Annotated in this window: 20 protein-coding genes; 8 read left to right on the top strand and 12 right to left on the bottom strand. The window is 70.4% G+C overall.

The features are described from left to right. Positions 1–11 precede the first annotated feature (11 nt). Together IF12_RS24765 and IF12_RS0106230 are read left to right on the top strand one after the other, a co-directional pair. Positions 12–113: a 30S ribosomal protein bS22 gene (locus IF12_RS24765; protein ID WP_081687713.1), complete on the top strand. Its 102-nt coding sequence runs from the start codon at positions 12–14 to the stop codon at positions 111–113. Positions 114–157: 44 nt separating this feature from the next. Next, the gene (locus IF12_RS0106230; protein WP_030155805.1) at positions 158–472 is read left to right on the top strand and encodes a DUF2516 family protein; all 315 of its coding nucleotides are present in this window, start codon (positions 158–160) and stop codon (positions 470–472) included. Positions 473–566: 94 nt separating this feature from the next. Here the strand turns inward: IF12_RS0106230 and IF12_RS0106225 are convergent, their stop codons facing one another. After that, a complete protein-coding gene (locus IF12_RS0106225) occupies positions 567–1,151 on the bottom strand; it encodes a TetR/AcrR family transcriptional regulator (RefSeq protein ID WP_030155804.1) in 585 nt (194 codons plus the stop codon). Positions 1,152–1,211: 60 nt separating this feature from the next. On the opposite strand from IF12_RS0106225, the gene IF12_RS0106220 reads away from it, so the two are divergent. Further along, positions 1,212–1,970 carry an SDR family NAD(P)-dependent oxidoreductase gene (locus IF12_RS0106220; RefSeq protein ID WP_030155803.1) on the top strand — a complete coding sequence of 253 codons (759 nt, stop codon included), beginning with the start codon at positions 1,212–1,214 and terminating at the stop codon, positions 1,968–1,970. A 42-nt stretch (positions 1,971–2,012) separates the two neighbouring features. On the opposite strand, the gene htpX is transcribed toward IF12_RS0106220, so the two are convergent. From htpX to IF12_RS0106180, 8 genes are all read right to left on the bottom strand, one after another. After that, positions 2,013–2,876 (bottom strand): zinc metalloprotease HtpX, encoded by an 864-nt coding sequence (htpX, locus tag IF12_RS0106215; RefSeq protein WP_030155802.1) that lies wholly within the window; start codon positions 2,874–2,876, stop codon positions 2,013–2,015. Positions 2,877–2,950: 74 nt separating this feature from the next. Next, a complete protein-coding gene (locus IF12_RS23840; RefSeq protein WP_051704035.1) occupies positions 2,951–4,651 on the bottom strand; it encodes an NADH-quinone oxidoreductase subunit N in 1,701 nt (566 codons plus the stop codon). Beyond that, on the bottom strand, positions 4,652–6,106 hold the full coding sequence (locus IF12_RS0106205) for a NuoM family protein (RefSeq protein WP_030155800.1): 1,455 nt from the start codon (positions 6,104–6,106) through the stop codon (positions 4,652–4,654). 430 nt (positions 6,107–6,536) lie between these two features. Beyond that, entirely contained in the window at positions 6,537–8,348 is a 1,812-nt protein-coding gene (locus tag IF12_RS0106200; RefSeq protein WP_035748428.1) for an NADH-quinone oxidoreductase subunit L, read from the bottom strand. Next, positions 8,345–8,671: an NADH-quinone oxidoreductase subunit NuoK gene (gene nuoK / locus IF12_RS0106195; RefSeq protein ID WP_035748425.1), complete on the bottom strand. Its 327-nt coding sequence runs from the start codon at positions 8,669–8,671 to the stop codon at positions 8,345–8,347. The genes IF12_RS0106200 and nuoK overlap by 4 nt, the downstream gene beginning before the upstream one ends. A gap of 244 nt (positions 8,672–8,915) precedes the next feature. Then, positions 8,916–9,257 carry a YciI family protein gene (locus IF12_RS0106190; protein ID WP_030155793.1) on the bottom strand — a complete coding sequence of 114 codons (342 nt, stop codon included), beginning with the start codon at positions 9,255–9,257 and terminating at the stop codon, positions 8,916–8,918. Positions 9,258–9,308: 51 nt separating this feature from the next. After that, positions 9,309–10,199 (bottom strand): menaquinone biosynthesis prenyltransferase MqnP, encoded by an 891-nt coding sequence (gene mqnP, locus IF12_RS0106185; RefSeq protein WP_081913271.1) that lies wholly within the window; start codon positions 10,197–10,199, stop codon positions 9,309–9,311. Between the two features lie 38 nt (positions 10,200–10,237). Further along, on the bottom strand, positions 10,238–11,698 hold the full coding sequence (locus IF12_RS0106180) for a menaquinone biosynthesis decarboxylase (RefSeq protein ID WP_030155789.1): 1,461 nt from the start codon (positions 11,696–11,698) through the stop codon (positions 10,238–10,240). A gap of 449 nt (positions 11,699–12,147) precedes the next feature. Between IF12_RS0106180 and IF12_RS0106175 the strand changes: the two genes are divergently transcribed. Together IF12_RS0106175 and IF12_RS0106170 are read left to right on the top strand one after the other, a co-directional pair. After that, the gene (locus IF12_RS0106175; RefSeq protein ID WP_231492363.1) at positions 12,148–13,761 is read left to right on the top strand and encodes an MFS transporter; all 1,614 of its coding nucleotides are present in this window, start codon (positions 12,148–12,150) and stop codon (positions 13,759–13,761) included. Between the two features lie 14 nt (positions 13,762–13,775). After that, positions 13,776–14,435, top strand: a complete 660-nt coding sequence (locus IF12_RS0106170; RefSeq protein WP_081913268.1) for a TetR/AcrR family transcriptional regulator — start codon at positions 13,776–13,778, stop codon at positions 14,433–14,435. Positions 14,436–14,735: 300 nt separating this feature from the next. Here the strand turns inward: IF12_RS0106170 and IF12_RS0106165 are convergent, their stop codons facing one another. From IF12_RS0106165 to IF12_RS22740, 3 genes are all read right to left on the bottom strand, one after another. Next, positions 14,736–16,514 carry a glycoside hydrolase family 6 protein gene (locus tag IF12_RS0106165; RefSeq protein ID WP_030155782.1) on the bottom strand — a complete coding sequence of 593 codons (1,779 nt, stop codon included), beginning with the start codon at positions 16,512–16,514 and terminating at the stop codon, positions 14,736–14,738. A gap of 683 nt (positions 16,515–17,197) precedes the next feature. Then, complete coding sequence (locus tag IF12_RS0106160) at positions 17,198–18,622, bottom strand: glycoside hydrolase family 6 protein (protein ID WP_051704033.1); 1,425 nt, start codon at positions 18,620–18,622, stop codon at positions 17,198–17,200. A 711-nt stretch (positions 18,623–19,333) separates the two neighbouring features. Next, a complete protein-coding gene (locus IF12_RS22740) occupies positions 19,334–19,549 on the bottom strand; it encodes a BldC family transcriptional regulator (RefSeq protein WP_035748422.1) in 216 nt (71 codons plus the stop codon). Between the two features lie 226 nt (positions 19,550–19,775). On the opposite strand from IF12_RS22740, the gene IF12_RS0106150 reads away from it, so the two are divergent. The 3 genes from IF12_RS0106150 (at position 19,776) to IF12_RS23835 (ending at position 25,456) form a co-directional block, all read left to right on the top strand. Continuing rightward, a complete protein-coding gene (locus tag IF12_RS0106150) occupies positions 19,776–20,237 on the top strand; it encodes an Lrp/AsnC family transcriptional regulator (RefSeq protein WP_030155778.1) in 462 nt (153 codons plus the stop codon). Positions 20,238–20,262: 25 nt separating this feature from the next. Then, positions 20,263–21,333, top strand: coding sequence for a PLP-dependent cysteine synthase family protein (locus tag IF12_RS0106145; protein ID WP_035748420.1), 1,071 nt, complete (start codon positions 20,263–20,265; stop codon positions 21,331–21,333). Positions 21,334–21,721: 388 nt separating this feature from the next. Further along, positions 21,722–25,456, top strand: coding sequence for a cellulose binding domain-containing protein (locus IF12_RS23835; protein WP_051704032.1), 3,735 nt, complete (start codon positions 21,722–21,724; stop codon positions 25,454–25,456). The last annotated feature ends 23 nt before the right edge of the window (positions 25,457–25,479 follow it).

Raw genomic sequence — 25,479 nt, 5'->3', positions numbered from 1 at the left:
GAGGAAGCTCTATGGGCTCGGTCATCAAGAAGCGGCGCAAGCGCATGGCGAAGAAGAAGCACCGCAAGCTGCTCCGCAAGACCCGCGTTCAGCGTCGCAAGCTCGGCAAGTAGCCGAGCCGACCGGCTTCCGAAACCCTGCGGGTAGGCTGGGCCACATGCCAGAGTTCGATGCCGTTTTCGCCCTCGAAGTCCGGGGCGTGGTCTCGCAGATCATCCGCTACGGGGCCGTGCTGCTGTGCCTGCTCGCGTGCATTCACTGCGCGGCGCAGAAGGCCGACGCGTTCAGTGTCGTCGGCACCCTCTCGAAGGGGGCCTGGATCGGCATCCTGATCCTGGGGGCGGTCTTCGCGCTGGTCTTCGGCGCTTACGGTCGACCGAGCTTCTTCGTGCTCATCGCCCTGGCGGCATCACTGGTGTACCTCCTGGACATACGCACGGGCCTCAAGGACATCGGCGGCAGCGCCTACTGAGGCCGGGCCGCGGCGGCGCTCCGGCGCCGAGGCGGCTCCTGACTTGACGCCAAGCCGCACCGGCAGCGCCGGTGCGGCTTTCGGCGTGCCCGGATCAGGTGCGCCCCAACCGGTCCAGGAACTCGTCGAGCGCCGCTTCGAGATGCCCGCTGTCGCCTGTGGACCGCAGGACGTGCACGCCGCCCTGCACCCCCGCGATGAGCGCGGCCGCGGCCCGCTCGGCGTCCACGCCCGGGTCGGCCGTCCCCGCCGCCTGCGCCGCGCGCACGCCGTCGCGCAGATGGTCCTGCCACTGCCGCAGCATCGCCGACACCACCGCCGCGACCCCGGCCGTGGACCGCACCTGGCCCATGAGCGAGCCGAGCGGGCAGTTCTCGCCCTGCGCCCCGTAGCGCGCCACCAGGGCGTCCCTCCAGGCCCGCCACGACTCCGGCGAGCCGAGTTCGCTCAGATACGGCTCCTGCTCGGCCAGCACCCGGTCGGCCTCGCGCCCGGCCACGACGAGCAGCAGCTCCTCCTTGCCGCCGGGGAAGTAGTGGAACAGCTGGCCCTTGCTGGTGCCGGTGTCGGCCAGCAGGTCGTCCAGCCGCATCTCTCCCGGCTCCTCGCTGCGCAGCCGCCGCGACGCGGCCTCGATGATCCGCTCCCGGGTCGCCCGGCCCTTCACCGTCAGACTCATCCCTCGAAACTAGCATTTCTGGACTGGCGGGTCCAGAAATACGGATCTAGCTTCGATGCCATGAGCCAACGACTGCAAGGAAAGACCGCACTGATCACCGGCGCGACGGGCAACATCGGCCGCGCCATCGCCGAGGCCTACGCCGCCGAAGGCGCCCACGTCGTCGCCTCCGGACGCGACAAGGACCGAGGGAACGCCCTCACCGCCGCCCTGCGCGAGCAGGGGCTGCGCGCCGACTTCGCCGCCGCCGACCTCGACGGCGGCCCCGAGGCCAGCCACGGTCTCGCCGACGCGGCCCGCGAACTCCTCGGCGGCCGCATCGACGTCCTCGTCAACAACGCCGGCGTCTTCCCCGGGGACACCACCGAAGGCACCGACGGCCCGACCTTCGACCAGGTCTTCGGCGTCAACGTCAAGGCCCCGTTCTTCCTCACCCAGGCCGTCGTCCCGGGCATGATCGCCGCCGGCGGCGGCGCCGTCGTCAACCTCGGCTCCTGGGTCGCCCGCCTCGGCATCCCCGTCGGCGCCCTCTACGCCTCCACCAAGGGCGCACTGGAGACCCTGACGCGGGCCTGGGCCGCAGAGTTCGGACCGCAGGGCGTGCGCGTCAACGCCGTCTCCCCGGGCGTCATCCGCCCGCGCGAGAGCGCCTCACCCGGGGACCTGTTCACCCGAGGCACCCCCGCGGGCGGCCCCGGCGAACCCGAGGCCATTGCCGCCGCGGCCGTCTACCTCGCCTCCGAGGAGGCCGCGTTCGTCCACGGCGCCGTGCTCGACGTCGACGGCGGCCGCATCGGCGTCGCCGTCACGCAGCCTTAGGCCGTGTTCACGAACCCCTCGCCGGCGGTTCGTGAACACGCCCTAGCGCACGACGCCGCGGGCCATATCCCGCAGGCGCTTCACGCGGTCGGCGGTCGGCGGGTGGGTCGAGAACAGGCTCGTCAGACCGCCGCCGCGCAGCGGCGACTCGATCATCAGGTGCGACTGCTCGGCGATCGGGCCATCGGCGCGCGCGGGCATCCTGTCCACTCCGGCGGAGATCTTCTCCAGGGCGCTGGCGAGCGCGAGCGGGTCGCCGGTCAGGCGCGCGCCGGAGGCGTCGGCCTCGTATTCGCGCGAGCGCGAGACGGCCATCTGGATGAGCCCGGCCGCGATCGGTCCGAGGAGCATCGTCAGCAGCAGGACCAGCGGGTTCGGCCGGTCGCGGCCGCCCCCGCCGAAGATCGGCAGGAAGACCGCGAGGTTGGCGAGCATCGTGATGATGCTCGCGAGGGCCCCGGCGACCGAGGAGATGAGGATGTCGCGGTTGTAGACGTGCGAGAGCTCGTGCCCGAGCACCGCCCGCAGTTCGGCGGGGGTGAGCAGCCGCAGGATGCCCTCGGTGACGGCCACGGCCGCGTGCTCGGGGTTGCGGCCGGTGGCGAACGCGTTCGGCTGCATGGTCGGCGAGACGTACAGGCGCGGCATGGGCTGCCCGGCGCGCTGGGCGAGTTCGCGGACGGTGGCGTACAGCTGCGGGGCCTGCGCCTCGGTGACGGGGCGGGCCTGCATCGCGCGCAGGGCGATCTTGTCGGAGTTGAAGTAGGCGTACGCGTTCATGCCGACGGCGACGGCCGCGGCGATGAGGATGCCGGTGGAGCCGCCGAGCGCGTAGCCCACGGCGATCACCAGGGCCGACATCGCGCCGAGCAGCACCGCCGTCTTGAGGCCGTTGTGATGCTTCATGGTGGCTGGTTTCCCTTTCTCGTAGGGAATGCAACGTCGTGGCTACACCCAGTATTTCGCCATGAGCTGGGAGTTCACCGAGAAAACGACGTGAACTCCAGCACGAGCTGCGGGGCGAGGGACACCGCGGCGATCGCGAGGCCGACGACGGCGACGCCGATCGCGAAGCGGCCCTTGCCGGTCGCGGAGGCGCGGCCGAGGAGGACGGCGCGCGCGAGCGGCAGGTAGTACGCGAGCCCGAGGACGGCGCCGGCCGCGACGACCACGGCGAGCCACACGGCCGAGGAGGCGAGCACTTCGAGGACGGCGATCTTCGCGAAGGTCCCGGCGAGCGCGGGCGGGAGCCCGGCGAGACCGATGACCGCGAGGAGGAACACCGAGGCGGGCAGCGGGGCCGAACGCCAGAGCCCGGAGAGCTCCTCGATCGAGCCGCCTTCACTGGAATCATGAACCCCCGCATCCGCGGCGGTTCCCCGCACGACGGTGCGCATCGACGCCTCGCGAGCGTCGCCGAACTCGGGAGAACCCTCCGACACCGCCTCAGTCGTCTGGAGCTCCCCGGCGATCGAGTCGACATTTCCGGCTCTAGCCTTCAAAACGGACCCCTGGGGACCCCCCGATTGCAATGCTGCCTCGGGGGTACGACGCTCTCCGTCCGCGAGCGATCCTCTGGTTTCGGTCGAGGACGCTCGACCGTCGCGCCCCGTCCCGCGCTCGTCGGGGCCCGCGCCCAGGAGCGCCCCGCTTCCGGGGCGCACCGCCGTCAGCGCCGCGAAGGCTCCCGCCTCCAGAAGCACGAAGAACACCGCGTACGCGAACGCCGCCGAAGCGGCCGTCGCCGCCTCCGCCCGTCCGGCCGCGGTCATGACCACCGCGAGCGGCGCGAGCACGTACCCGGCATGGGCCACCCCCGACCACGCCAGCAGCGGCACCGTCCGCCGCTGCGCCAGCGCCCCGAGGTTCCCGACCGCGATCGAGGCGACGCTCAAGACCGCCAGCACGATCCCCGCGCCCGCCTCCCCGGCGAGACCGAAGTGGACCACCCATATGATCGCCACCGCGCCGCCGAGCTTCGAGGCGCTCGCCAGATACGTCGCCACCGGCAGCGGCGCGCGTTCGAGCACCAATGGCGCCCACGCGTGCAGCGGCGCGGCCGCGAGCTTGAACGCCAGCCCGCCCAGCAGCAGCGCGATCCCGGCCGCGACCAGCCCGTGGTGCGCCCCGTCGAGCCCCGCCGCGAGCCCGCCCAGGTGCACCGTGCCGCCCGCGGCGTACAGCAGCGCCGCGCCCATGAGCGCCGTCGCCGAGGAGGTCACCGAGGCGATCAGGAACGTCACCCCGGCCTCGGCCCCGGCCCGGCCCGGTTTCGTCACGAGCACGTACAGCGGCAAGGTCAGCGTCTCCACCGCCACGACGAGCGTGATCAGGTCCCGCGACCCCGCGAGCGCGACGCCGCCGGCCGCCGAGACCGCCAGCAGGAACCAGTACTCGCCCGTCTGTCTGCCGCTCAATGCCGCGACCAGCACCGCGAGCGCGACGAACAGTGCCGCCGCGCCCATCGCCGCGTCGTCGGCCACATAGGAGTGCCACTCACCCACCGCGAACGTCGCCCGGTCCGCGCCGACCCCGACCCACACCGCCGCGGCCCCGGACGCGGCGAGCCCGATCATCGTGGCGGCCTTCGCGAACCGGCCGCCGAACAGGCCCAGGACCGCCGCCCCCGCCGCGAGGTACAGCGGCAGCAGCGCCACGTGGTCGATCGTCTGCGCCCGCATCTAGAGCAGTCCTTCCGCGAACAGGTTCAGCAGCGGACCGGGCACCAGGCCGAGCAGCAGCGTCCCCGCGACCAGCGGCGCCCACACGGCCGCCTCGACCGCCGAGACGTCGCCGATCCCCGAGACCGCGGGCGCGACCGGCCCGTGGCTGACGCGCTTGAGCATCCGCAGCAGGTACGCCGCGGCCAGGAACGCCCCGAAGGCCGCCGCCGCGGCCGGCGCGAGCCAGACCCCGCCGCGCTCGGCCGCCGCGTACACGGTGAACGCCTCGCCCCAGAAGCCCGCCAGGCCCGGCAGCCCTAGCGAGGCGAGCGCGGCGAAGCCGAGCAGGCCCGCGAACTGCGGCGCGGCCAGCCGCAGACCGCCGAGGGAGCCGAACTCCCCGGTGCGGGTGCGGGCCTTGAGCGCCCCGGCGAGGAAGAACAGGAGCGGCGTGATCAGCCCGTGCGCGAGGTTCCCGAACAGGGCCGCGCGGATGCCCGCCTCCGTTCCGGTCGCGAACGCGAGGACCACGAATCCCATGTGCCCCACCGAGGAGTACGCGATGAGCCGTTTGAGTTCGGGCAGACTCAGGCACACGAGCCCGGCGACGAGGATGCCGACCGCGGCGAGCGCCGCCAGGACGGGCGCGGCGCTGGCGGCCCCGTCGGGGGCGAGGCCCCCGGCGACGCGGATGAGCCCGTAGGTGCCGAGCTTGAGCAGGACGCCGGCGAGGAGGACCGACCCGACTGTGGGCGCGGCGGTGTGCGCGTCGGGCAGCCACGAGTGGAGCGGCCACAGCGGTGCTTTGACGGCGAACCCGATGGCCAGCAGTGCGAACACGAGCAGCGACACCGGTTCGCTCACGCCGCCCGACGCGATGATCTCCCCGAGTCCGGCGGTGCCGGTGTCGGCGACGGCGACGAACAGGCCGGTCGCCATGAGGAGCGATCCGGCGACGGTGAACAGCGCGAACTTCGCCGCCGCGCGGCGGCGCGTGGCCGCGTCGCCGTAGCGGTGGATGATCGCCCACATCGGCAGCAGGACCGCTTCGAAGGCGATGAAGAACAGGATCAGGTTGTCCGACAGGAACACCAGGGTCGAGGCGGCCTGGACGGCGAGCAGGAGCGAGGTGAGCGTCGGCGACGCGCGGACCGTGGAGCCGAGTGCGTTGTGGACGCAGCACAGCAGCCCGAGCAGAGCTGTCAGCAGCGCGAGCGGCCACGAGATGCCGTCGACCGCGAGCGAGAAGTCCAGATGGAGCGAAGGGGCCCAGGCGAGGTCGAGTCGGTGCCACCAGCCGCCGGTCGCTGTGCCCCCAGCACCGCGCCCGATCGGCAGCACCGCGACCGCCACCAGCGCGAGCGCCGCCGCCCCGACGCCGACCCAGTGCGCGGAAGGACTGCGCCGCAACGCATAAGCGAGGACGGCTCCTACCGAAGGCAGCGCCACGGAGGCGACGAGCAGCCAACTCACGGGCGCACCTCGTTCCCGGGGAGCGCCGATGCGACCCGGCAGTTCGAACCGGGTCGGTGAAGTCCCGCCGGGAATCGGCCGTCCGCAACGCGGTGCCGCGCCCGGTCGGGCGCGTCATCCCTCCCGTGCAAGCGACCCGCAGCGGCCGTAGCGCAGCGTGTCGCCATGCCGTGCCCGCCGGAGGCGGACCGGCTGGTCACTGTGGTCTTCGAGGCCGCCGAGCCGGAATCCGGGTTCGGCAGCTGGGAGTCGTCCATCGCGGCGCTCGCCGGACCGGCGTCATGTCCGGCGGCGCACTTGGCGGCCGCGGACCGTCTCGCCCGCCTGGTCCTCCCTGCCGCGGTACCGTCTCGGTCCGGGCACCGCCCCGATCCGCCAGGTTCGGGCCGCACGGCTCCGATCGCCCCGCCGCGTCGCACCGCGTGCCCCGTCAGCCGTTCCACAGGCTCACCCCGATCGCCGCGATCGCGATCACCAGCGTGCCCGCCGCGCTCAACCGCAGGTACTTGACCAGCCCGCCCCGGTGCCCGGCCGCCGTCTCCCGGGCCGCCGTGAGCGTTGCCCGCGCCGAACCCTCGACCGCCGTCCGGTCCACCAGCCGCTCGTCGAGCGCCCGCGCCGCGCCGCTGGCGACCGCCGCCCCCGCGCGAGTCGCCTTGGCCGCCAAGCTTTCGGCGTACAACCCCGCCGCGAGCGCCGGTCGTGCTCTGCCGAGGATCCGGGCCGGATCGAACCGGTCGTCCAGCACCGGCCCCTCGGCCCGGCACGAGCGGTCGCGCCACCACGAGTCGGCGACCACGGCGAGACCGCCGAGCGTCGCGAGCAGCAGCAGCGCCATCAAGTCCAGATGCAGCGACGGCACCGAGAACGGCCCCTTGTAGTACAGGCCTCCGACGAGGACCGTCGCGATCGTCAACGCCCACAGGCTGAACGATTCCGGCCCGCTTACTCGCAGCCGCTCGCGTCCGCGCCCGGCGCCGCGCCAGAACAGCAGCAGCCACAGCCGGGCCGCGTACGCCGCGGTCAGGATGCTCGCGCCGACCCCCGCCCAGAACACGACCACGCCCGCCGGCGTCCCGGCCTCGTACGCCGCGCCCAGGACCGTCTCCTTGCTGTAGAACCCGCCAAGCGGCGGCAGGCCCGCCATCGACGCGAGCCCGATCGTCATGGCCCAGAACGCCAGCGGCGACTCGCTCGGGCGCAGCCGCGTCGACCGCAGCGACCCGTCCGTCCCCGCCAGAGCGATCACCACGCCCGCCGTCAGGAACAGCAGCCCCTTGAACGCCGCGTGCGAGACCAGGTGGAACAGTGCCGCGTCGCCGGCCGCGACCGCGACGGCCGCGAACATGAACCCGACCTGGCTCACCGTCGACCACGCCAGCACGCCCTTGACGTCCGCCGCGGCCAGGGCGCAGAGTCCCGCGCCGACCATCGTCACCGCCGCCACGACCGCCACCGCCAAGAGCAGCTCCCGCGGCCACAGCGGCAGCAGCCTGGTGAGCACGTACGCGCCGGCCGCGACCATCGTCGCGGCGTGGATGAGCGCGCTCACCGGCGTCGGCCCGGCCATCGCCGGCGGCAGCCAGATCTGCAACGGGAACTGCGCCGACTTCCCGATGCAGCCGAACAGGATCAGCAGCATCGCCGCCGCCGCGGCGCCCTCGGGCACCTCCTGCATCTCGCTGATGCGGAAGGTCCCGGCCGCCGCGCCGAGGATCATCACGCCGAGCACGAACGCCACGTCGCCGAACCGCGTCACCAAGAACGCCTTCGCCGCGGCCCCCGGCGCCTTCGGCAGCTTCGCGTAGTGGGCGATGAGCAGGTACGAGCAGGCGCCCATGACCTCCCACCCGACCAGCAGCAGCACCAGGTCGTCCGCGGCGACCACGAGGAGCATCGCGGCGAGGAACAGGTTCACCTGGGCCGCGAACGGCGCGTACCGCGGATCGTCGCGCAGGTACGCGGCCGAGTAGGCCTGGACCAGCACGGTCACGAACGCCGCCGCGACCGCCACCGCGCTCGCGGTGGGGGAGACGTCGAACGCGGCGCTCACCTTGACCGACCCGAAGTCGGCGAGCGTGAACGCCGACACCGGATTCACTACGGCGCACGCCAGCGCGAACGCGAGCGCCGCGGCCGGAGCGGCCACCGCGAGTAGTCGGGCGAGCGCCCGGTCCCGCACGAGGAGCCCGGCGAGACCGGCCAGTGCGGGGCAGCCGACCAGCAGCAGCGCGAACGTCATGGAGTCCTCCGCGCGTCGGCCTCGGCGGGCGATTCCTCGGGCAGGGCGTCGGTGTCGACGCTCGCCCGCTCCCGCCACAGGTTGAGGATCAGCGCGAGTCCCACGCCGACCTCGGCGGCGGCGATGACCACGATGAACATGGCGAAGCTCTGGCCGGTGAGCGAGCCGTGGACCAGGTCGGTGGCGACCAGCGTCAGGTGGACCCCGCCGAGCATGAGCTCCGCCGAGGCCAACTGGAGCACGGCGTTGCGGCGGGTCAGGACTCCGAACAGGCCGATGGCGAACAGCCCCACGGCGATGAGATACCCGATCAGCGGATGCACGCAGCCTCCCCGAGACTCCGTTGACACGCGGCCGATCGATGGCACATGGCCTCATCTTGGCCCACCGGGGTCCCCAAAGTCCAGCCCTGAGGCCGTGTCGAGACCGCCGCGTCACGACCGCCGTGCGAGGGGCCTGCGCGAACGGCGTCCGCCATGCGGCCTTCCCCGGTCCTGAGGGGAACGAGGCCGCGTTCGGCGGCGCGCCTATGAACCGATCACGGGGGCCGGGGACGGGCGGCTTCGGTCAGCTGGCCGGGTCGTAGTGGAACTGCCGGAGCTCCTGCGGGCAGCGGCAGGCGGCGGCGATCTTCGCGGCCCATTCGAGCGCGGCCTCGCGCGAGGGCAGTTCGAGGACGGTGTAGCCGCCGTTGGGCACCTTGTGGCCCGGGTACGCGCCTTCGGCGACGGTGCCGTCGGCGGCCACGCGCACCGGGTCGACGCCCTCGTCGAGCCCGCCGCCGAAGACGTACACGCCCGCGGCCTTGGCCTCCTCGATCACGGCGTGGGAGTCCTCGACCACCGCCGCGAACTCCCCTTCGGGGACCACCATGGCCTCACCCGGGAACGAGATCAGATACTTCGTCATCGCGGTCTCCTCTGGCCGGCGCCTGTTCGGACCCCGTCATTATGCTCCGGTTCAGCGCAGGAGCAGGTCCGCCAGCGCGAACGCGAACAGCGCGACCGCCACGAAGCCGTTCGCGGTGAAGAAGGCCCGGTTCACCTTCGACAGGTCGCCGGGCTTGACCACCGCGTGCTCGTAGACGAGCGCGGCGGCCACGACCGCGAGGCCGATCCAGTACAGGAGGCCGTAGCCGGTCATCAGGCCGAATCCCAGGAACGCCAGCCACGCGAGGACGTGCGCGGCGCTGGAGGCGTGCAGCGAGGCCCTCACGCCCCAGCGCGCCGGGGTGGAGTGGACGCCGATCTCGCGGTCGACCTCCACGTCCTGGCAGGCGTAGATGAGGTCGAACCCACCGATCCAGAGCCCGACGGCCGCGCCGAGGACGATGGCCGGTCCCGATCCCTCGAAGGTCCCGGTGACGGCGAGCCACGCGCCGACGGGGGCGACCATCTGGGCGAGGCCGAGGATCGCGTGCGGGTAGTTCGTGAAGCGCTTCGCGTACGGGTAGAGGATGAGCGGGGCGACCGCCAGGGGGCTGAGCGCGAGGCAGAGCCAGTTGAGCAGGCCGGCCGAGACCAGGAGCACGACGAGGCTCACCGCGCAGCCGATGTAGGCCGTGCGCAACGAGACCTTGCCGGTGACCAGTTCGCGCTGGGCGGTGCGCGGGTTCTGGGCGTCGATCCTGCGGTCGATGATCCGGTTGGCGGCCATGGCGAGCGTGCGGGCGGCGACCATCGCGACGGTGACCAGGACCAGGACTCGCCAACTGAAGGCGTCCTCCAGGGCCATCACCGTGAGCGTCGCGAGGTAGGCGAACGGCAGGGCGAAGACCGAGTGCTCGAAGGCGACGAGCTTCAGGAAGTCCTTGACGTGGTTCGGGCGGGCGATGGTGGACACAGTGGACACTCCGGTTCGGGGCGGCGGGCGGGCGGCGGGGGAGGGGCTCAGTCGAGCCCGTACTCCCGCCAGCGTCGGTCGACGGTGGCCTTGACCGCCGAGCTCATGCGCATCGCCTCGGGCCAGCCGCGGGTGTAGCCCTCCTGGGGGGTCTTCGCGGTCGCGTCGATGCCGGCCTTGCCGCCCCAGAACTGGTGGTAGGAGGCGTGGTCGAGGTGGTCGACGGGGCCCTCGGTGAGCAGCAGGTCCCGCGAGTAGTCCACATTGCCCAGTGCGCGCCAGGCCACCTCGCGGTAGTCGTGGACGTCGCAGTCGGCGTCGACGACCACGATGAGCTTCGTCAGGCTCATCATCTGGAGGCCCCAGATGGCGCTCATGACCTTCTGCGCCTGCTTGGGGAACTTCTTGTCGATCGAGATGATGACGCAGTTGTGGAAGACCCCGGCCGCGGGCATGTCGTAGTCCACGATCTCGGGGATCATGATCTTGATGAGTGGCAGGAAGATCCGCTCGGTCGCCTTGCCGAGGCCGTGGTCCTCCTGGGGCGGGGCCGAGGTGATGATGGTGTGGTAGATCGGGTTCTGGCGCATGGTGATCGCCTCGATCCGCATGACCGGGAACGGCTCCACGGGGGTGTAGAACCCGGTGTGGTCGCCGAAGGGCCCCTCGTCGACGCGCTCGCCGGGCTCGGCCCAGCCTTCGAGGACGATCTGCGAGTTGGCCGGGACCTGGAGCGGCACGGTCAGGCAGTCGACCATCTCGACGCGCTCTCCGCGCAGGAACCCGGCGAAGAGGTATTCGTCGATGTCCGGGGGCAGCGGGGCGGTCGCGGCGTAGGCCATGACCGGGTCGGGGCCGATCGCGATGGCGACCGGGAGCCGCTCGCCGCGCCGCTCGGCCTCGGCGTAGTGGCTGGTGGAGTTCTTGTGGATCTGCCAGTGCAGGCCCACCGACCGCTCGTCGTGCTGCTGGAGGCGGTAGAGGCCGACGTTGCGCTTGCCGGACTCGGGGTGCTTGGTGTGCACGAGCCCGAAGTTGTGGAAGATCCCGCCGTCGCCGGGCCAGACCTGGAGGCCAGGCAGCATGTCGAGGTCCACGTCCTCGCCGGTGAAGACCACCTCCTGGCAGGGGGCCTTGCGGATCTTCTTGGGGGGCACCGATTTGAGCTGCATGAGCTTGCCGAGCCCGTCGCGGATGCCGGCCCAGCCGATCGGCAGCTCGGGCTTGGCGAGCTCCCCGATCCGGTCGCCGATCTCGTTGAGGCTCGCGACGCCGAGCGCCTTGGCCATGCGCGCCTCGGTGCCGAAGAGGTTGATCGCCACGGGCATCGTGCTCCCGGAGGGGCGCTCGAACAGCAGCGCCGGGCCGTCCTCGCGGATCACCCGCTGGGTGATCTCGGAGATCTCCAGGTGCGGGTCGACCTCGACGGGGATGCGCTTGAGGTCGCCGTCTGCTTCGAGGGCCGCGAGGAACGACTGTAGGTCGTCGTACGGGAATCTGGGTGCCACGAAGCCATTCAACCACCTGGGGCGGCAGCGTCCCGCCACACCCGAAGCGGAGTGAACACGGTCCTTCGCCCGCCGTTCACGGGCCGGAGACGCCGAGGACACGGGGGAGCGGGAAGGTCGAAAGGACCGCCGCGGCAGGCGGCGGTGGAGCGGCGCCGCGAGCCCGGAGCCGGTGTCGGACCCGGCCGGTACGATTTCCTGTGACCTGTATTACGATACGGTACCGTATCGTTTCGGAACGTCGTAGTCTGGCTTCCAACACCACAACACGCATGGACGCCGCAGGCTCCCGCGTTCGAACACCTTCGCGCCCCGGGCCCGCGTCACCTCGCCCGCCCGCCGCGCGTCATCACCTACAACACCGTCCGCGGTCGGCGCCGCGGACCCTTCCAGGCACCGCCGCGAGGCGCACCCCCGCGGCGACGCCCTCTTACAGAAACGGAAACCCTGTGAGCGAAACCCGTTCCGCCCCGGTCCCCGAAACCGGGCCGACCGCGACCGAAGACGACCTCGGCCACCCGCGCCGGTGGGCGATCCTCAGCGTCCTGGTCGTCAGCCTCATCGTCGTCGTCCTCGACAACACGGTGCTCAACGTCGCCATGAAGACCCTCGCCGACCCCACCGAAGGCGTCGGCGCCGCCCAGAGCGACCTGGCCTGGATGATCAACTCCTACACGCTCGTCTTCGCGGGCCTCCTGTTCGCCTCCGGCGTCATCGGCGACCGGATCGGCCGCAAGCGCATGCTCCTGGCCGGCCTCGTCGTCTTCGGCGTCGCCTCGCTCCTGTCGGCCTACTCCACCACCCCCGACCAGCTCATCTGGTACCGCGCCCTCATGGGCGCCGGCGCGGCGATCATGATGCCCTCGACCCTGTCGCTGCTGCGCAACGTCTTCTCCTCCAAGGAGTTCCCGAAGGCCCTCGGCATCTGGACCGGCGCGGTCGGCATCGGCGGGGCCATCGGCCCCATCGTCGGCGGCGTCCTCCTCGACCACTTCTGGTGGGGCTCGGTCTTCCTCATCAACGTCCCGATCGTCGTCTTCGGCATCATCGCCGTCGCCGTCCTCGCCCCCGAGTCCAAGGGCGGCAAGACCCGCGCCGACTTCCTCGGCATGGCCCTGTCCATGATCGGCCTCGTCAGCCTCACCTACGGCATCATCGAAGCCGGCGACGCCGGCTCGTGGGCCGGCGTCGAAGTCTGGGGCACCATCGCCCTCGGCGTGATCGTCCTGGTCGGCTTCGTCCTGTGGGAGCGGCGCATCCCGCACGCCTCCCTCGACATGAAGCTGTTCAAGAGCACCCGCTTCTCGGCCTCCTCGGCCATCATCACCCTCACCTTCTTCGGGATGATGGGCCTGATGTTCTTCATGACCTTCTACCTCCAGCTGCTCAAGGGCTACTCGCCGCTGGAGACCGGTCTGCTGTTCCTGCCGTTCGGCGCCTCGATGCTCGTCTTCGCGCCCATGTCGAACACCCTGGTCCAGCGCTTCGGCGCCAAGGCCGTCGGCATCGTCGCGATGCTCCTGGTGATCACCAACTTCGCCGTCACCGCGTTCGTGTTCGAGGCCGACACCCCCGTCTGGGTCGTCATCGTCCTGTTCGCCATCACCGGCGCCGGCATGGCCAACCTCATGCCGCCTGCGATGAACACCCTCATGTCCTCGGTCCCGAAGGAGAAGGCCGGCGTCGGCTCGGCCCTGGCCAACACCCTGCGCCAGGTCGGCGGCGCGCTCGGCGTCGCCGTGCTCGGCACGATCATGGCCCAGTCCTACCAAGGCGAGATCGCCGACACCGCGCCCGGACTGCCGGACGCCGCCCGCGAGTCCTACGCCTCCACCTACGGAGCGCTCGAATCCGGGCTCGTGCCGACCGAAGCGGCCGGACAGGTCGTCCAGGCCGCCGACGCCGCGTTCATCTCCGCGCTCCACACCACCGCGCTGGCCGCGGTCGCGGTGGGCGTGGTCGGACTGGTCGTCATCGCCGGGTTCTTCCCCGGCAAGCGCCGCCGCGAGGACGGGGGCGAGCGGGCCGAACCGGCCTCCGAGCCCGAGTACGTCGAGGTCTAGGAGAGAATCGAGCCATGCCACCCGAGCTCAGCGATGCAATGACCATCGGCCCCCTCGACGCCGATCTCCGCGCCGCGGCGCCCGGCCCCGCCAAGGGCCGGCCCCGCAGCGAGGCGGTCAGCCAGTCGATCCTGGAGGCCGCGCTGGACCTCATCGCCGAGCACGGGAGCGTGGCCGACGTCAGCGTCGAAGGCGTCGCCGACCGCTCGGGCGTCTCGAAGGCCACGATCTACCGGCGCTGGTCCTCCAAGGAGGAGCTCATCGCCGCGGCGATCGAGAGCGTCAAGGCCCCGCTGCCGGTCTCGATGCCGCGCACCTCGCTGCGCGACGACCTCGTCCACCTCGGCAACAGCATGCGCCGCACCTTCGGCCCCAGGGACAAGAAGATCGTCAGGTGCATGATGCTGGCGGTCAAGGACCCCGAGTACCAGCGCCACCACGACCGGCTCGTGGACCGCCGCCGGCGGTTCGTGCTCGACACCTTCGCGTACTGGGCCGAGCGCGGCGAGCTGAGCGAGCGGGTCGACCTCGACCTGGCGGTGGCGATGTTCATCAGCCCGATGCTGACGATCTACATCTACGGCCAGTACACCGAACTCCAGGGTCCCGACACCGTCGAGCGCTTCGTGGAGCACCTGCTCCAGGGCATCGGCGCCCCGGCCCGGACCGCCTGAGGACCGGCGAGGCTGAGCAGGCGAGGCAGAGCTGAGCCGGCGAGCCCGAGCCGGAGAGACGAAGGGAGCGGCCCGGCGGATCAGAATCTGATCCGCCGGGCCGCTCGCATGTCCTGACCCGCCGCGTGTGCGGTGGGAGGGGACGGCACCGGTGTGCACCGGGAAGTGTTACGACCGGGCCCCGCCGTCCCGCGGGGCCCGGTCACCGGAAGGAACCGAGGATCTGGTCGGAAGGCGGGGCCCGGCGATCGCCTCCCGGATCGCCGGGCCCCGCTTGACTAACTCACGCTTGCCGCGCCCCTAGTTGATGGGCGGCCAGGCGTTCTGGAGGAGCTCCTGGAACTGCTCCGAGGACCAGTGACCGGAGACCGGCATGTCGCCGCGGGCACCGGACAGGTTGTTGCCGTTGCGCGGGTTGCCGCCGTAGGTCGGGTCGCACATCTCGTCGAAGCCCTTGCCCTCGTCGTTGTCGATCAGTTCCGAGGAACCGTCCGACTCGCCGGGGGGCTTGATCCACACGTAGGCGTCGATCCAAGGCTCAGGCTGGACCTGCGGGCGCTCGCCCAGACCGGCACCGGCCTGGTTGCACCAGTTGCCCTTCTGGATGCGCTGGTCGATACGGGACTCGTCGACGAAGGTGACCGGGTCGTTCGAGGTCGACGGACCGGTCGGACGGTAGCTGCCGCCCCAGCCGTTGCGGCTGGTGTCGATCAGCATGCCGATGTCGGAGTTGAAGCCGTTCGCGATGAGCTCGGTGCGAAGCGCCTCAGTGAAGTCCTTCTCGTTGTTGTAGTCGTTCCAGTCGACCCAGGGCAGGTCCGGGTTCTGGTTCAGCGCCTGGCCGCCGACGTTCTGGTCGACGTCCCAGTAGGGCTCTTCGAGCACCGAGTAGTTCGCGGTGTTCGAGATGAAGCCGTGGACGTCGTCGGCGGTCATGCCGTTCTGCCCGATGAGCGAGCCGAACAGGGCCGCGGAGGCACGGAAGTTGTCGTACTCCGGGTTGTCGTCGCCCCAGCCGATCCAGCCGTGGTGGCCGGCGTCGATGTAGTTGTAGGTGTTCGGCAGGGCGCCGAGCTCGGCGGCGGCGTACGAGACGCCGTCGACGTAGCCGCCGTTGGCGAGCATCGTGTCGCAGGTGTCGGTCGCGGTCTCGCGGGGCGAGACGTTGGTGATCAGGTTCGGCAGCGAGTCGATCTCGATCACGTTGACGATCCGCAGGTCCGCGTAAGCGGGGTCCGACATGATGTCGACGATCTCGTCGATGTACTCCGTCTTGTACCGGTTGATCTCGTTCGGCGCGAGCTGGCCGTTCGAGGCCAGGGCGGCGCAGTCGCGGCCGGGCAGGTTGTAGATGACGACCTGGATCAGGTCGGCGCCCTGGGAGACCGCCTCGTCGAGGTGGTCGGCCAGACCGTAGGAGCCCGTGGTGGGCGAACCGTTGCCGTAGATGGCGCTGGTCTGGTCGAGCCACACGCCGGTGGGCTCGTTGGCGATGGCGGATCCGCCCGGCTCGGCGGCCGCGTTGGCCGACCAGATCGGGTTGACGTAGACCTGCGCGCCGACGTACGGGTTGTCGACCTTGTCACCGGGGTTGCCCGGGTCCGGGTCGGGGTCGGTCGGGTCCGGGTCCGTGGGGTCCGGGTCGGTCGGGTCGGGGTCGACCTGGCCGTTGCAGACGTCCCCGTTGATGGAGAACTGCGCCGGGGCGGTGGAGGAGCCCGAGCCGATGAAGCCGAAGACCTCAGTGGTCTGGCCCGAGGCGATCGAGGCGTTCCAGCCGACGTCGCTGCCGGTGAAGGTGGTGCCGCTCTGGCTCCAGTCGACGTTCCACGCGCTGGAGACGGTGGTGCCGGACGGGAAGTTCCACTGGAGGTTCCAGCCGTTGATCGCTTCACCGGCGGTGATGGAGACGTTGGCCTGGAAGCCGTCCCCCCACGTGCTGATGACGTTGTAGTCGACCTGACAACCCTCTTCGGCGAGTGCCTGGTTCGCCGAAACGAAGGTCAGACCGCCCGCGGCCAGCGCGCCGACGGCGACACCGGTGAGGGCGAGTCTCCTTCTCCTACGAGGTGCTTGCATTATCGAGTCCTTCGGGGTCTATGGGTCGCATGTGGGCGGCCCGGAACGGATGTCCACCGAGGGAAGCGCTCCCAAGATGTGCATTGATAATCTCCGATATATTGATGGACTGTCAAGAGGTTCGCCAGGATATTTCGTCCGTGTGACGGATCGGGACAACGGTTTCGAAGGTTGCCGGTCGCCCAGCAAGCGCTTGAATCAGTGAAAACGCTCCCGCGCCAACCGAAGTGGTCGGTCAAAAAAACTTCGCGTTGGCCTTCCCGCGCCCCAGGGCGCACCCCTCGCCGCACCCCGCTCAGTTGTCCCCGTATTACCTGTAAATACCTCTTGCCCCGAACATTCATGTGGTGACCTTTTTGGAGGCATAGGCCGGATTGATAGGGGTTCGCGCACACGACGGCGGCACGGACCCCGACCCCGGGGACCCGTGCCGCCGTATCCTCTTCTCGATCCGCCCCGCTCGGGCGCTCGCTCGCCGTTCCTCGAGCGGTGCGCCGTCCCGCGGTGCGGACGACGGCGGGGCCGCGCCTGCACGCGACCCCGCCGTCCTCGTCCGGGCGAAGTGCCGGTTCGCCCTCGTGCTTGGAATCTCTCCTCGAGACCCTCCGGCGCGGCGGTGGCGGTGAGCCGCGCCGCCGCGCCTTCGGGTCATGAGCCTTGAGGACCCTTCGGGTGCTCAGCCCCTAGAGGGGCGGGTAGGCGTTCTGGAGGAGCTCCTGGAACTGCTCGGAGGACCAGTGGCCGGAGATCGGCATGTTGTCCCGGGCGCCGGACGGGTTGTTGCCGTTCCGGGGGTTGCCGCCGTAGCTCGGGTCGCACATCTCGTCGAAGCCCTTGCCCTCGTCGTTGTCGATCAGCTCGGAGGAGCCGTCCGACTCGCCGGGGGGCTTGATCCAGACGTAGGCGTCGATCCAGGCCTCGGGGGAGGCCTGCGGGCGCTCGCCCAGACCGGCACCGGCCTGGTTGCACCAGTTGCCCTTCTGGATGCGCTGGTCGATGCGGGACTCGTCGACGAAGGTCACCGGGTCGTCCGAGGACGAGGGGCCGGTGGGCCGGTAGTCGCCGCCCCAGCCGTTGCGGCTGGTGTCGATGAGCATGCCGATGTCCGAGGCGAAGCCGTTGCTGACCAGCTCGTCGCGGAAGGCCTCGGAGAAGTCCTTCTCGTTGTTGAAGTCGTTCCAGTCGACCCAGGGCAGGTCCGGGTTGAGGTTGAGCGGCTGGCCGCCGACTTCCTCGTCCACGGCCCAGTAGGGCTCTTCGAGCACCGAGTAGTTCGCGGTGTTGGTGATGAAGCCGGCCACGTGGTCGGCGGTCAGGCCGTTCTGCCCGAGGAGCGAGCCGAACATGGCCGCCGAGGCGCGGAAGTTGTCGTACTCGGCGTTGTCGTCCGCCCAGCCGATCCAGCCGTGGTGCGCCGCGTCGATGTAGTTGTAGGTGTTCGGCAGCGCGCCGAGCTCGGCGGCGGCGTAGGAGATGCCGTCCGCGTAGTTGCCGTTGGCGAGCATTTCGTCGCACTCGGGCGTCGCGGTCTCGCGCGGCGAGACGTTGGTGACGAGGTTCGGCAGCGAGTCGATCTCGATCACGTTGACGATCTTGAGGTCGGCGTAGGCCGGGTCGCCCTGGATCGCGACGATCTCGTCGATGTACTCGGTCTTGTACGCGTCGATCTCGTCCGGGCCGAGCTGGCCGTTGGAGGCCAGGGCGGCGCAGTCGCGGCCGGGGAGGTTGTAGATGACGATCTGGATCAGGTCCGCGCCTTGGGCGACCGCCTCGTCGAGGTGCTCGGCCAGGCCCATCGAGCCGGTCGTCGGGGAGTCGTTGCCCCAGATGGCGCTGGTCTGGTCGAGCCAGACGCCGGTGGGCTCGTTCGCGATGGCCTCGCCGCCCGGCTCGGCGGCCGCGTTGGCCGACCAGATCGGGTTGACGTAGACCTGCGCGCCCTCATAGGGGTTGTCGACCTTCTGCGCGATGTCGATCCCGCCGGGTTCGTCCGCGGGGGCCTCCTCGGCGCCGGCGCTGGTCATCGTGACCGCACCGACCGAGGTCGCCGCGAGCGCCGCTGCGGCGAGCACGCCCACCTGCTTTTTTCTGCTTCGACTGAGTGTCATGTGCCTTCCCTTGTAAGTCGGCTCGTGGAGCGGTTCCGCGCGTACCGGGTGGAGGCGGAAGCGCTCCCAATCTCATATCGAAGTGTGCCTATGTCTCACTGCGATGTCAAGGGCTTCTGACATAGAGAATCCAGAAATTTCCGATTGGTCGCATGTGTAACGACTCAGGGTATTCACCCGACTTCGGAGGGTAGACAATTGCCCTTTTTGGAACAAATCGACTCCGAAATGGAGTGATCATCGCCCACGGCGCCCATCGGTGCAAGCCGAGAGGCGAGGGTGTCCGGGAGGGACGAATGAGGTCGAATCGGGTCCGAATGCGAGCCGGAGGCGCCCCGAATCGAGGCACGGGAAGGGCCCGGCCGGGGCCGGGAGAAGGTCGCTGCGGGTGACCGCCGGGTCACGGCCGTCAAGGTGCGGCTCAGAAGCGGCTCAGAAGAGGCGGCGCGGAGGAGGCCCGAAGCAGGCGACGCCGGCGAGGCGTCGGACTCCGGGCACACGAAAAGCCGGTCCACTGCGCCCCTGCCGAATACGGCCGAGGTGTCTCGCGGGACCGGCTTGTGCCAGGTGAATCTGCGGCCTGCGGCCGCTGCTCGGGCTTCTACGGCCTGAGAAGGCGGCCGTAGCGGGCGGATTCACGGCTCGTGAGCGAGGCCGTGACGGGCTGGATCGTCGTTCGGGCGTTCGCGGTCGCGGGCACGACCTGGTGTCTCACTGCTGGGCGTTGCCGGTCTCGAAAGCGGCCTGGGCTCCGGCGTCGCCTTCCAGCAGGGCCCGGACCTCCGACTCGCGGAACCGGCGGTGACCGCCCGGTGTGCGGATGCTCCCGATTCGGCCCGCGGCGGCCCAGCGTGTCACGGTCTTGGGATCCACGCGGAACAGCGAGGCCACTTCGCCGGGTGTGAGTAGGCGGTCCTCGGTCTCCATGATTTCTTCCTCCCCGTGATGAAGACTCACTTCGTGCGTTAAACCCATTACACCACTATTCAGTCAAACCTGCCATGAGTTCTTGGACATACTTTCGGTCGGTAGGTTTTGCCTGAAAGTACCACGCGTATGTCAACGGCGCTCTGAGCTGATTCCGACGCTCTAGGCGTACCCGGGTATGAGGTAGGCACAGGGCGCAAGTGGCAACTCTGGTTATCCTCAACGGGTGGACGAGATCGACCAGACCATCGTGAACCTCCTGCGCACCGACGGGCGTACTTCGTACGCCGAGCTCGCGCGCCGGGTCGGTCTCACCGCGCCGTCCGTTCAGGACCGCGTCACCAAGCTCGAGAAGAACGGCGTCATCACCGGCTACAAGGCCGTGATCGACTCCGAGGCGATCGGCCTCGGCATCACCGCTCTCATCGGCATCATCCCCGACAATGCCGCCGACCACCTGGATATCTGCGAACGGCTCCGCGCCATTCCGCAGATCGAGTCCTGCTATTTCCTCGCCGGCGTCGAGTGCTACCAACTCAAGGTCCGCGTGCCGAAGATGGGCGACCTCGAAAGCCTCATCCATCGCGTCGGGGCGATCCCGGGCGTGGCCCAGACCCGCACCACCATCACCCTGTCGACCAAATGGGAGGACCGGCCGCAGCCGGTCCCTCCCGTCCAGGCGGAGTGACGACCGACGAGCGCGAGGGGGGACCATGCAGTCGATCGACCGCACCAAGGACCGGCTCTGGGTGAACTGGGCGATCACCACAGTGGAGGCCGACGCGAACCGCTCGACCGACACCCACCTGCTGCCGTTCCCACTCCCTCCGCAATGGGGAGTCGACCTCTACCTCAAGGACGAGTCGGCCCATCCGACCGGCTCGCTCAAGCACCGCCTCGCCCGATCGCTGTTCCTCTACGCGATCTGCAACGGCTGGATCGACGAGGGCACGCCCGTCATCGAGGCCTCCAGCGGCTCGACCGCCGTGAGCGAGGCCTATTTCGCGCGGATGCTCGGACTGCCGTTCACCGCCGTCATGCCCGAGTCGACCAGCGCCGCCAAGATCGCCCAGATCGAGTTCTACGGCGGCAAGGCCCACCTCGTGCGCGACCCCGCGGCCGTCTGCGCCGAGGCCGAACGCCTCGCCGCAGAGACCGGCGGGCACTTCATGGACCAGTTCACGTACGCCGAGCGGGCCACCGACTGGCGCGGGAACAACAACATCGCCGAGAGCGTGTTCGAGCAGATGCGGCTCGAACGCCACCCGGTCCCGGCCTGGGTCGTGGTCGGCGCGGGCACCGGCGGCACCTCGGCGACCATCGGCCGCTACGTGCGGTATCGCAGGCACGCGACGAACCTGTGCGTGGTCGACCCCGAGCACTCGGCGTTCTTCGACGGGTGGCGCGAGGGCGACCCCGAGGCCCGGGCCGGGCGCGGCTCGCGCATCGAGGGGATCGGGCGGCCGAAGGTCGAGCCGTCGTTCATCCCCGGTCTGGTCGACCGGATGGTGAAAGTGGACGACGCCGAGTCGATCGCGTGCCTGCGATGGGCTTCGGAGCGGCTGGGGAGGCGCCTGGGCGGGTCGACGGGCACGAATCTGGTGGCGGCGCTGGCGATCATCGCGGAGATGCGCGAGTGCGGTCAGAGCGGGAGCATCGTGACGCTGCTGTGCGACTCGGGAGGGCGCTACGGCGCGACGTACTTCGACGACGGATGGGTGGCCGAGCAGGGCCTGGATCTGGAAGCGGCGGCAGAAAGACTCGCCCCGCTCCTCCCGGCCTGACCCGGGCCCGACCGGATGCCGCCTCACTCCTTCGAGTGACAAGGCGGCTCCGCGCCCCGGTTTTTGTCGTACCCGCGCGGGAGAGTGGGACCTACCTTTCCCCAGGGAGGGTGGGGGTTAGGGACGGTATATACCCCGACCTCGATCGACCCCGACTGCGACCCCAACCCCGATCGCGATCCCGCTTTCCCGCGATCGCATCGCACGGAACTCCCCGAGAACCGACCCCTGTGCCGCAAGTATCGACATGTATTGACTTTTGCGGAAGCGCTCGGTACCGTCCTCTCAGCAGTAAACGCTTGCCCGCATCGGCCCCCGAATTGAAACGATTCATACCCGCGTGCGCGGCGAGTTCCCTCCTCTCACTACGGAAGTGAACATGAGGTCCATGACTCCTCCACCCTCTCGACGGCGCCGCGGCCTCGCGGTCCTCGCGGCCGGGGCGACCGCCCTCGCGGGCGCCCTCCACGCCGCCCCCGCGAGCGCGCAAGAGGACGACGGCATCACCGTCTACCTCGCCTCCGACTCCACCGTCCAGACCTACGACGCCTACTACGAGCCCCAGGCCGGCTGGGGCCAGGTGATCGACCGCTTCTTCGACGACGAGGTCACCATCGCCAACCACGCGATCGGCGGCCGCTCCTCGCGCTCCTTCATCGAGCAGGGCCGCCTCGACGCGATCCTCGACGAGATCCAGCCCGGCGACTACCTGTTCGTCCAGTTCGGACACAACGACGCCACCGTCTCGGTCCCCGAGCGCTACACCCCGCCCGAGGACTACAAGACCTACCTGCGCGACGACTACATCGCCGGCGCCCTCGAGAAGGGCGCGATCCCGGTCCTCGTCACCCCCGTCTCGCGCCGCAGCTTCGACGCCAGGACCGGCGAGTTCCACGTCTCCTTCCCCGAGTACGTGGAGAAGGTCCACGAGCTCCACGAGGAGACCGGCGTCGCGGTCGTCGACCTCTCGGCCTCCTCTCGCGACTACCTCAACGGGATCGGCGCCGAAGAGGCGAAGTCGGTCTTCCTGCACGTCCCGGCCGGGGTCTACCCGAACCGGCCCACCGGCACCGTCGACGACACCCACTTCCAGGAGTACGGCGCCATCCAGATGGCCCGCCTGGTCGCCGAGGAGACCGCCGAGCTCGGCCTGCCGCTCTCGGAGCACGTGGTCGACGTCGCCCCGCCGGACGCCGTGCCCGCCGTGCCGACCGGTCTGACCGCCGCCACGGTCGCCAACGCGAGCGTCACTCTCAACTGGACCGACGCCGGCGACGCCGACATCTACCGCGTCTACGTCCGCGAGCCGGGCGGCGACTGGCGGCTGGGCACCACCGCCACCGTGGGCGTCGGCCGCGTCGCCGGCCTCGCCGAGGAGACCGCGTACGAGTTCGCGGTCGCGGCCGTCAACGGCAAGGGCGAATCGGACCGCTCCGCGGCCTTGGCGGTCACCACCGCCAGCGCCGGCTGGAAGTTCGACTTCGGCCCCGCCTCCCAGGTCGTCGCCGACGGCTACACCGAGGTCAACCGCGCCACCGCCTACTCCGAGGCCGCCGGCTTCGGGTTCGTGACCGACATGGCCGAGGCGATCGACCGCGACCGCGGCAACGAGGAGGACCCGGTGGGCCGCGACTTCGTGGCCTGGTTCGGCGGCTCGTACGAATTCGCGGTGGACGTGGCCGACGGCCTGTACACCGCGCGCGTGAGCGTCGGCGACTACGCCGGTTCGGCGCGTTCGAACCTCGCGTTCGAGGGGATCGACCACGGGGCGGCCAATGCCGGCTCGAACTCGGTGCTCGTGAAGGACTTCGAGGGCATCATCGTCGAGGACGGGCAGTTGAACGTCACCGTCACGGGCCAGACCGGGCACCTCAACGGCCTGGAGCTGACGCGGGTCGGGGACGTGCCCGGCCAGGGCGGCAACGAGCCCGACGAGCCGTGCGCGGACTGCGCGGCGCAGATCGAGGACCTCGACCGGGCGCCGGTCGCGGTCGCCGTGGACGAGGCCGACCGCAGCGGCGTGTACCTGAGCTGGCGGCGCCTGGTGACCGACGCCGAGGGCCTGGCCTTCAACGTCTACCGCGACGGCGCGCTGGTCAACGACGAGCCGCTGGCGGCCACGAACCTCGCCGACGCGGACGGGACGGCGAACGCGACGTACTGGATCGCCACGGTCGAGGACGGCGTCGAGACCGGTTTCACGGACGCGTTCACCGTGCTCGCCGATCAGTACATCGACGTGGACATGGACCGCCCGGCGGGCGGGACGACCCCCGACGGGGTCGCGTACACCTACAACCCGAACGACGCGACCGTGGCCGATCTGGACGGCGACGGCGTGTACGAGCTGATCCAGAAGTGGGACCCGTCGAACGCGAAGGACAACTCGCAGGCGGGCTACACCGGGAACGTGTACGTGGACGCGTACACCCTGACCGGCGACCTGCTGTGGCGCATCGACCTGGGCGTGAACATCCGCGCCGGGGCGCACTACACGTTCCTGATGGCCTACGACCTCGACGGCGACGGACGGGCCGAGGTGGCGCTCAAGACCGCCGACGGGACCGTGGACGGCGCGGGCGCGGTGATCGGCGACGCCGAGGCCGACTACCGCAACGACGGCGGGTACATCCTGGAGGGACCGGAGTTCCTGACGGTGTTCGACGGGCTCACTGGCGCGGCGCTGGAGACGGTCGACTTCGAGCCCGACCGCGGCGACGTGGGGGACTGGGGCGACACGTACGGCAACCGGGTCGACCGCCTCATGGCGACGATCGCCTACCTCGACGGGAGCACCCCGTCGCTGGTGACCACCCGCGGGATCTACACGAAGATGGAGCTCACCGCCTGGGACTGGGACGGGTCGGCGCTCGACGAGCGCTGGGCGTTCCGCTCGCAGGAGTGGGGCGCGCAGTACGCGGGCCAGGGCAACCACAACCTGTCGGTGGCCGATGTGGACGCCGACGGGCGCGACGAGATCGTCTACGGCTCGCTGACGCTCAACGACGACGGGACGATCCTCCAGTCGGCGGGCCTGGGCCACGGCGACGCGCTGCACGTGTCGGACTTCGACCCGTCCCGCGAGGGTCTGGAGGTCTTCAGCCCGTTCGAGTGCATGGGCTGCTCGGGGGACCGGGCGGCGGCGATGCGCGACGCCGAGACCGGCGAGGTGCTCTGGTCGATCCCGGGCACCCGCGACACCGGCCGCGGCACCTGCGGCGACATCGACCCGGCCTATCCGGGCGCGGAGTGCTGGGCGGCGAGCACCACGGGCGCGTGGGACTCGCGCGAGGGCGAGCTGCGGGCGGCCGACGGCACGCTCATCGGCGAGACGATCCCGTCGGCGAACGGCATGGTCTGGTGGGACGGCGACCTCGGTCGCGAGATCTTCGACCACGAGTTCGACGAGCCGGACTACGTGCCGCTCTACCCGTTCATCGCCGAGTGGGACCCGGCGACGGGCGAGCAGGTGGAGATCTTCACCCCCGAAGGGGTGCAGACGAACAACGGCACGAAGGGCAACCCGGTGCTGACCGCCGACCTGCTGGGGGACTGGCGCGAGGAGGTCGTCCTGCGCAAGGAGTCGAACGACGGGGTGCGGATCTTCACCACGACGATCGCGACCGAGCACTCGTTCCCGACGCTCATGCAGGACCCGCAGTACCGCCTGGCGATCGCCTGGCAGAACATCTCGTACAACCAGCCGCCGTGGCCGAGCTTCTTCCTCGGCTACGACATGGACGAGCCGCAGTGGCGTCCGGTCTCGGTCGAGTCGACGCGCGACGGCGCGGCGGCGCCGTACGCGGCCGCCTCGTGCACGGTGGACTACGACGTGGTCGCCGACTGGGGCTTCGGTTTCGTGGTGCAGGTCAAGGTGACCAACACCGGTGACGAGGCGTTCGGCGAGTGGGATCTGGTGTGGAAGTCCGGGGGCGTGGAGTCGGTGCTCTACGTCTGGGGCGGGGAGGTCGGCGCGGACGGCGCGGCGATGGTCGTCGAACCGGCCTTCTGGCACTTCCCGCTGGCACCGGGCGGCACCGCCCAGGTCGGCTTCCAAGGCACCGGGAACCCGCACGACCCGGGCATGTTCCTGCTGAACGGGAAGGTCTGCGCGATCGCGTGACGACCATCTGACGACCGTTTGGT

The sequence above is a fragment of the Glycomyces sp. NRRL B-16210 genome (genome assembly GCF_000719515.1).
Classification (GTDB): Bacteria; Actinomycetota; Actinomycetes; order Mycobacteriales; family Micromonosporaceae; genus Glycomyces.
The sequence above is the reverse complement of the archived record's forward strand: the minus strand, read 5'-3'. Positions and strand labels throughout refer to the sequence as shown.

Excerpts from the sequence above, each read along its gene's own strand:
- IF12_RS0106145 (WP_035748420.1), top strand. The coding sequence starts at position 20,263 with ATGCAGTCGATCGACCGCACCAAGGACCGGCTCTGGGTGAACTGGGCG.
- IF12_RS0106220 (WP_030155803.1), top strand. The coding sequence starts at position 1,212 with ATGAGCCAACGACTGCAAGGAAAGACCGCACTGATCACCGGCGCGACG.
- htpX (WP_030155802.1), bottom strand. The coding sequence starts at position 2,876 with ATGAAGCATCACAACGGCCTCAAGACGGCGGTGCTGCTCGGCGCGATG.
- IF12_RS0106170 (WP_081913268.1), top strand. The coding sequence starts at position 13,776 with ATGCCACCCGAGCTCAGCGATGCAATGACCATCGGCCCCCTCGACGCC.
- IF12_RS0106165 (WP_030155782.1), bottom strand. The coding sequence starts at position 16,514 with ATGCAAGCACCTCGTAGGAGAAGGAGACTCGCCCTCACCGGTGTCGCC.
- IF12_RS0106200 (WP_035748428.1), bottom strand. The coding sequence starts at position 8,348 with ATGACGTTCGCGCTGCTGCTGGTCGGCTGCCCCGCACTGGCCGGTCTC.
- IF12_RS22740 (WP_035748422.1), bottom strand. The coding sequence starts at position 19,549 with ATGGAGACCGAGGACCGCCTACTCACACCCGGCGAAGTGGCCTCGCTG.
- IF12_RS0106160 (WP_051704033.1), bottom strand. The coding sequence starts at position 18,622 with ATGACACTCAGTCGAAGCAGAAAAAAGCAGGTGGGCGTGCTCGCCGCA.
- IF12_RS0106230 (WP_030155805.1), top strand. The coding sequence starts at position 158 with ATGCCAGAGTTCGATGCCGTTTTCGCCCTCGAAGTCCGGGGCGTGGTC.
- IF12_RS24765 (WP_081687713.1), top strand. The coding sequence starts at position 12 with ATGGGCTCGGTCATCAAGAAGCGGCGCAAGCGCATGGCGAAGAAGAAG.
- IF12_RS0106190 (WP_030155793.1), bottom strand. The coding sequence starts at position 9,257 with ATGACGAAGTATCTGATCTCGTTCCCGGGTGAGGCCATGGTGGTCCCC.
- IF12_RS0106225 (WP_030155804.1), bottom strand. The coding sequence starts at position 1,151 with ATGAGTCTGACGGTGAAGGGCCGGGCGACCCGGGAGCGGATCATCGAG.
- IF12_RS23835 (WP_051704032.1), top strand. The coding sequence starts at position 21,722 with ATGACTCCTCCACCCTCTCGACGGCGCCGCGGCCTCGCGGTCCTCGCG.
- IF12_RS23840 (WP_051704035.1), bottom strand. The coding sequence starts at position 4,651 with ATGCGGGCGCAGACGATCGACCACGTGGCGCTGCTGCCGCTGTACCTC.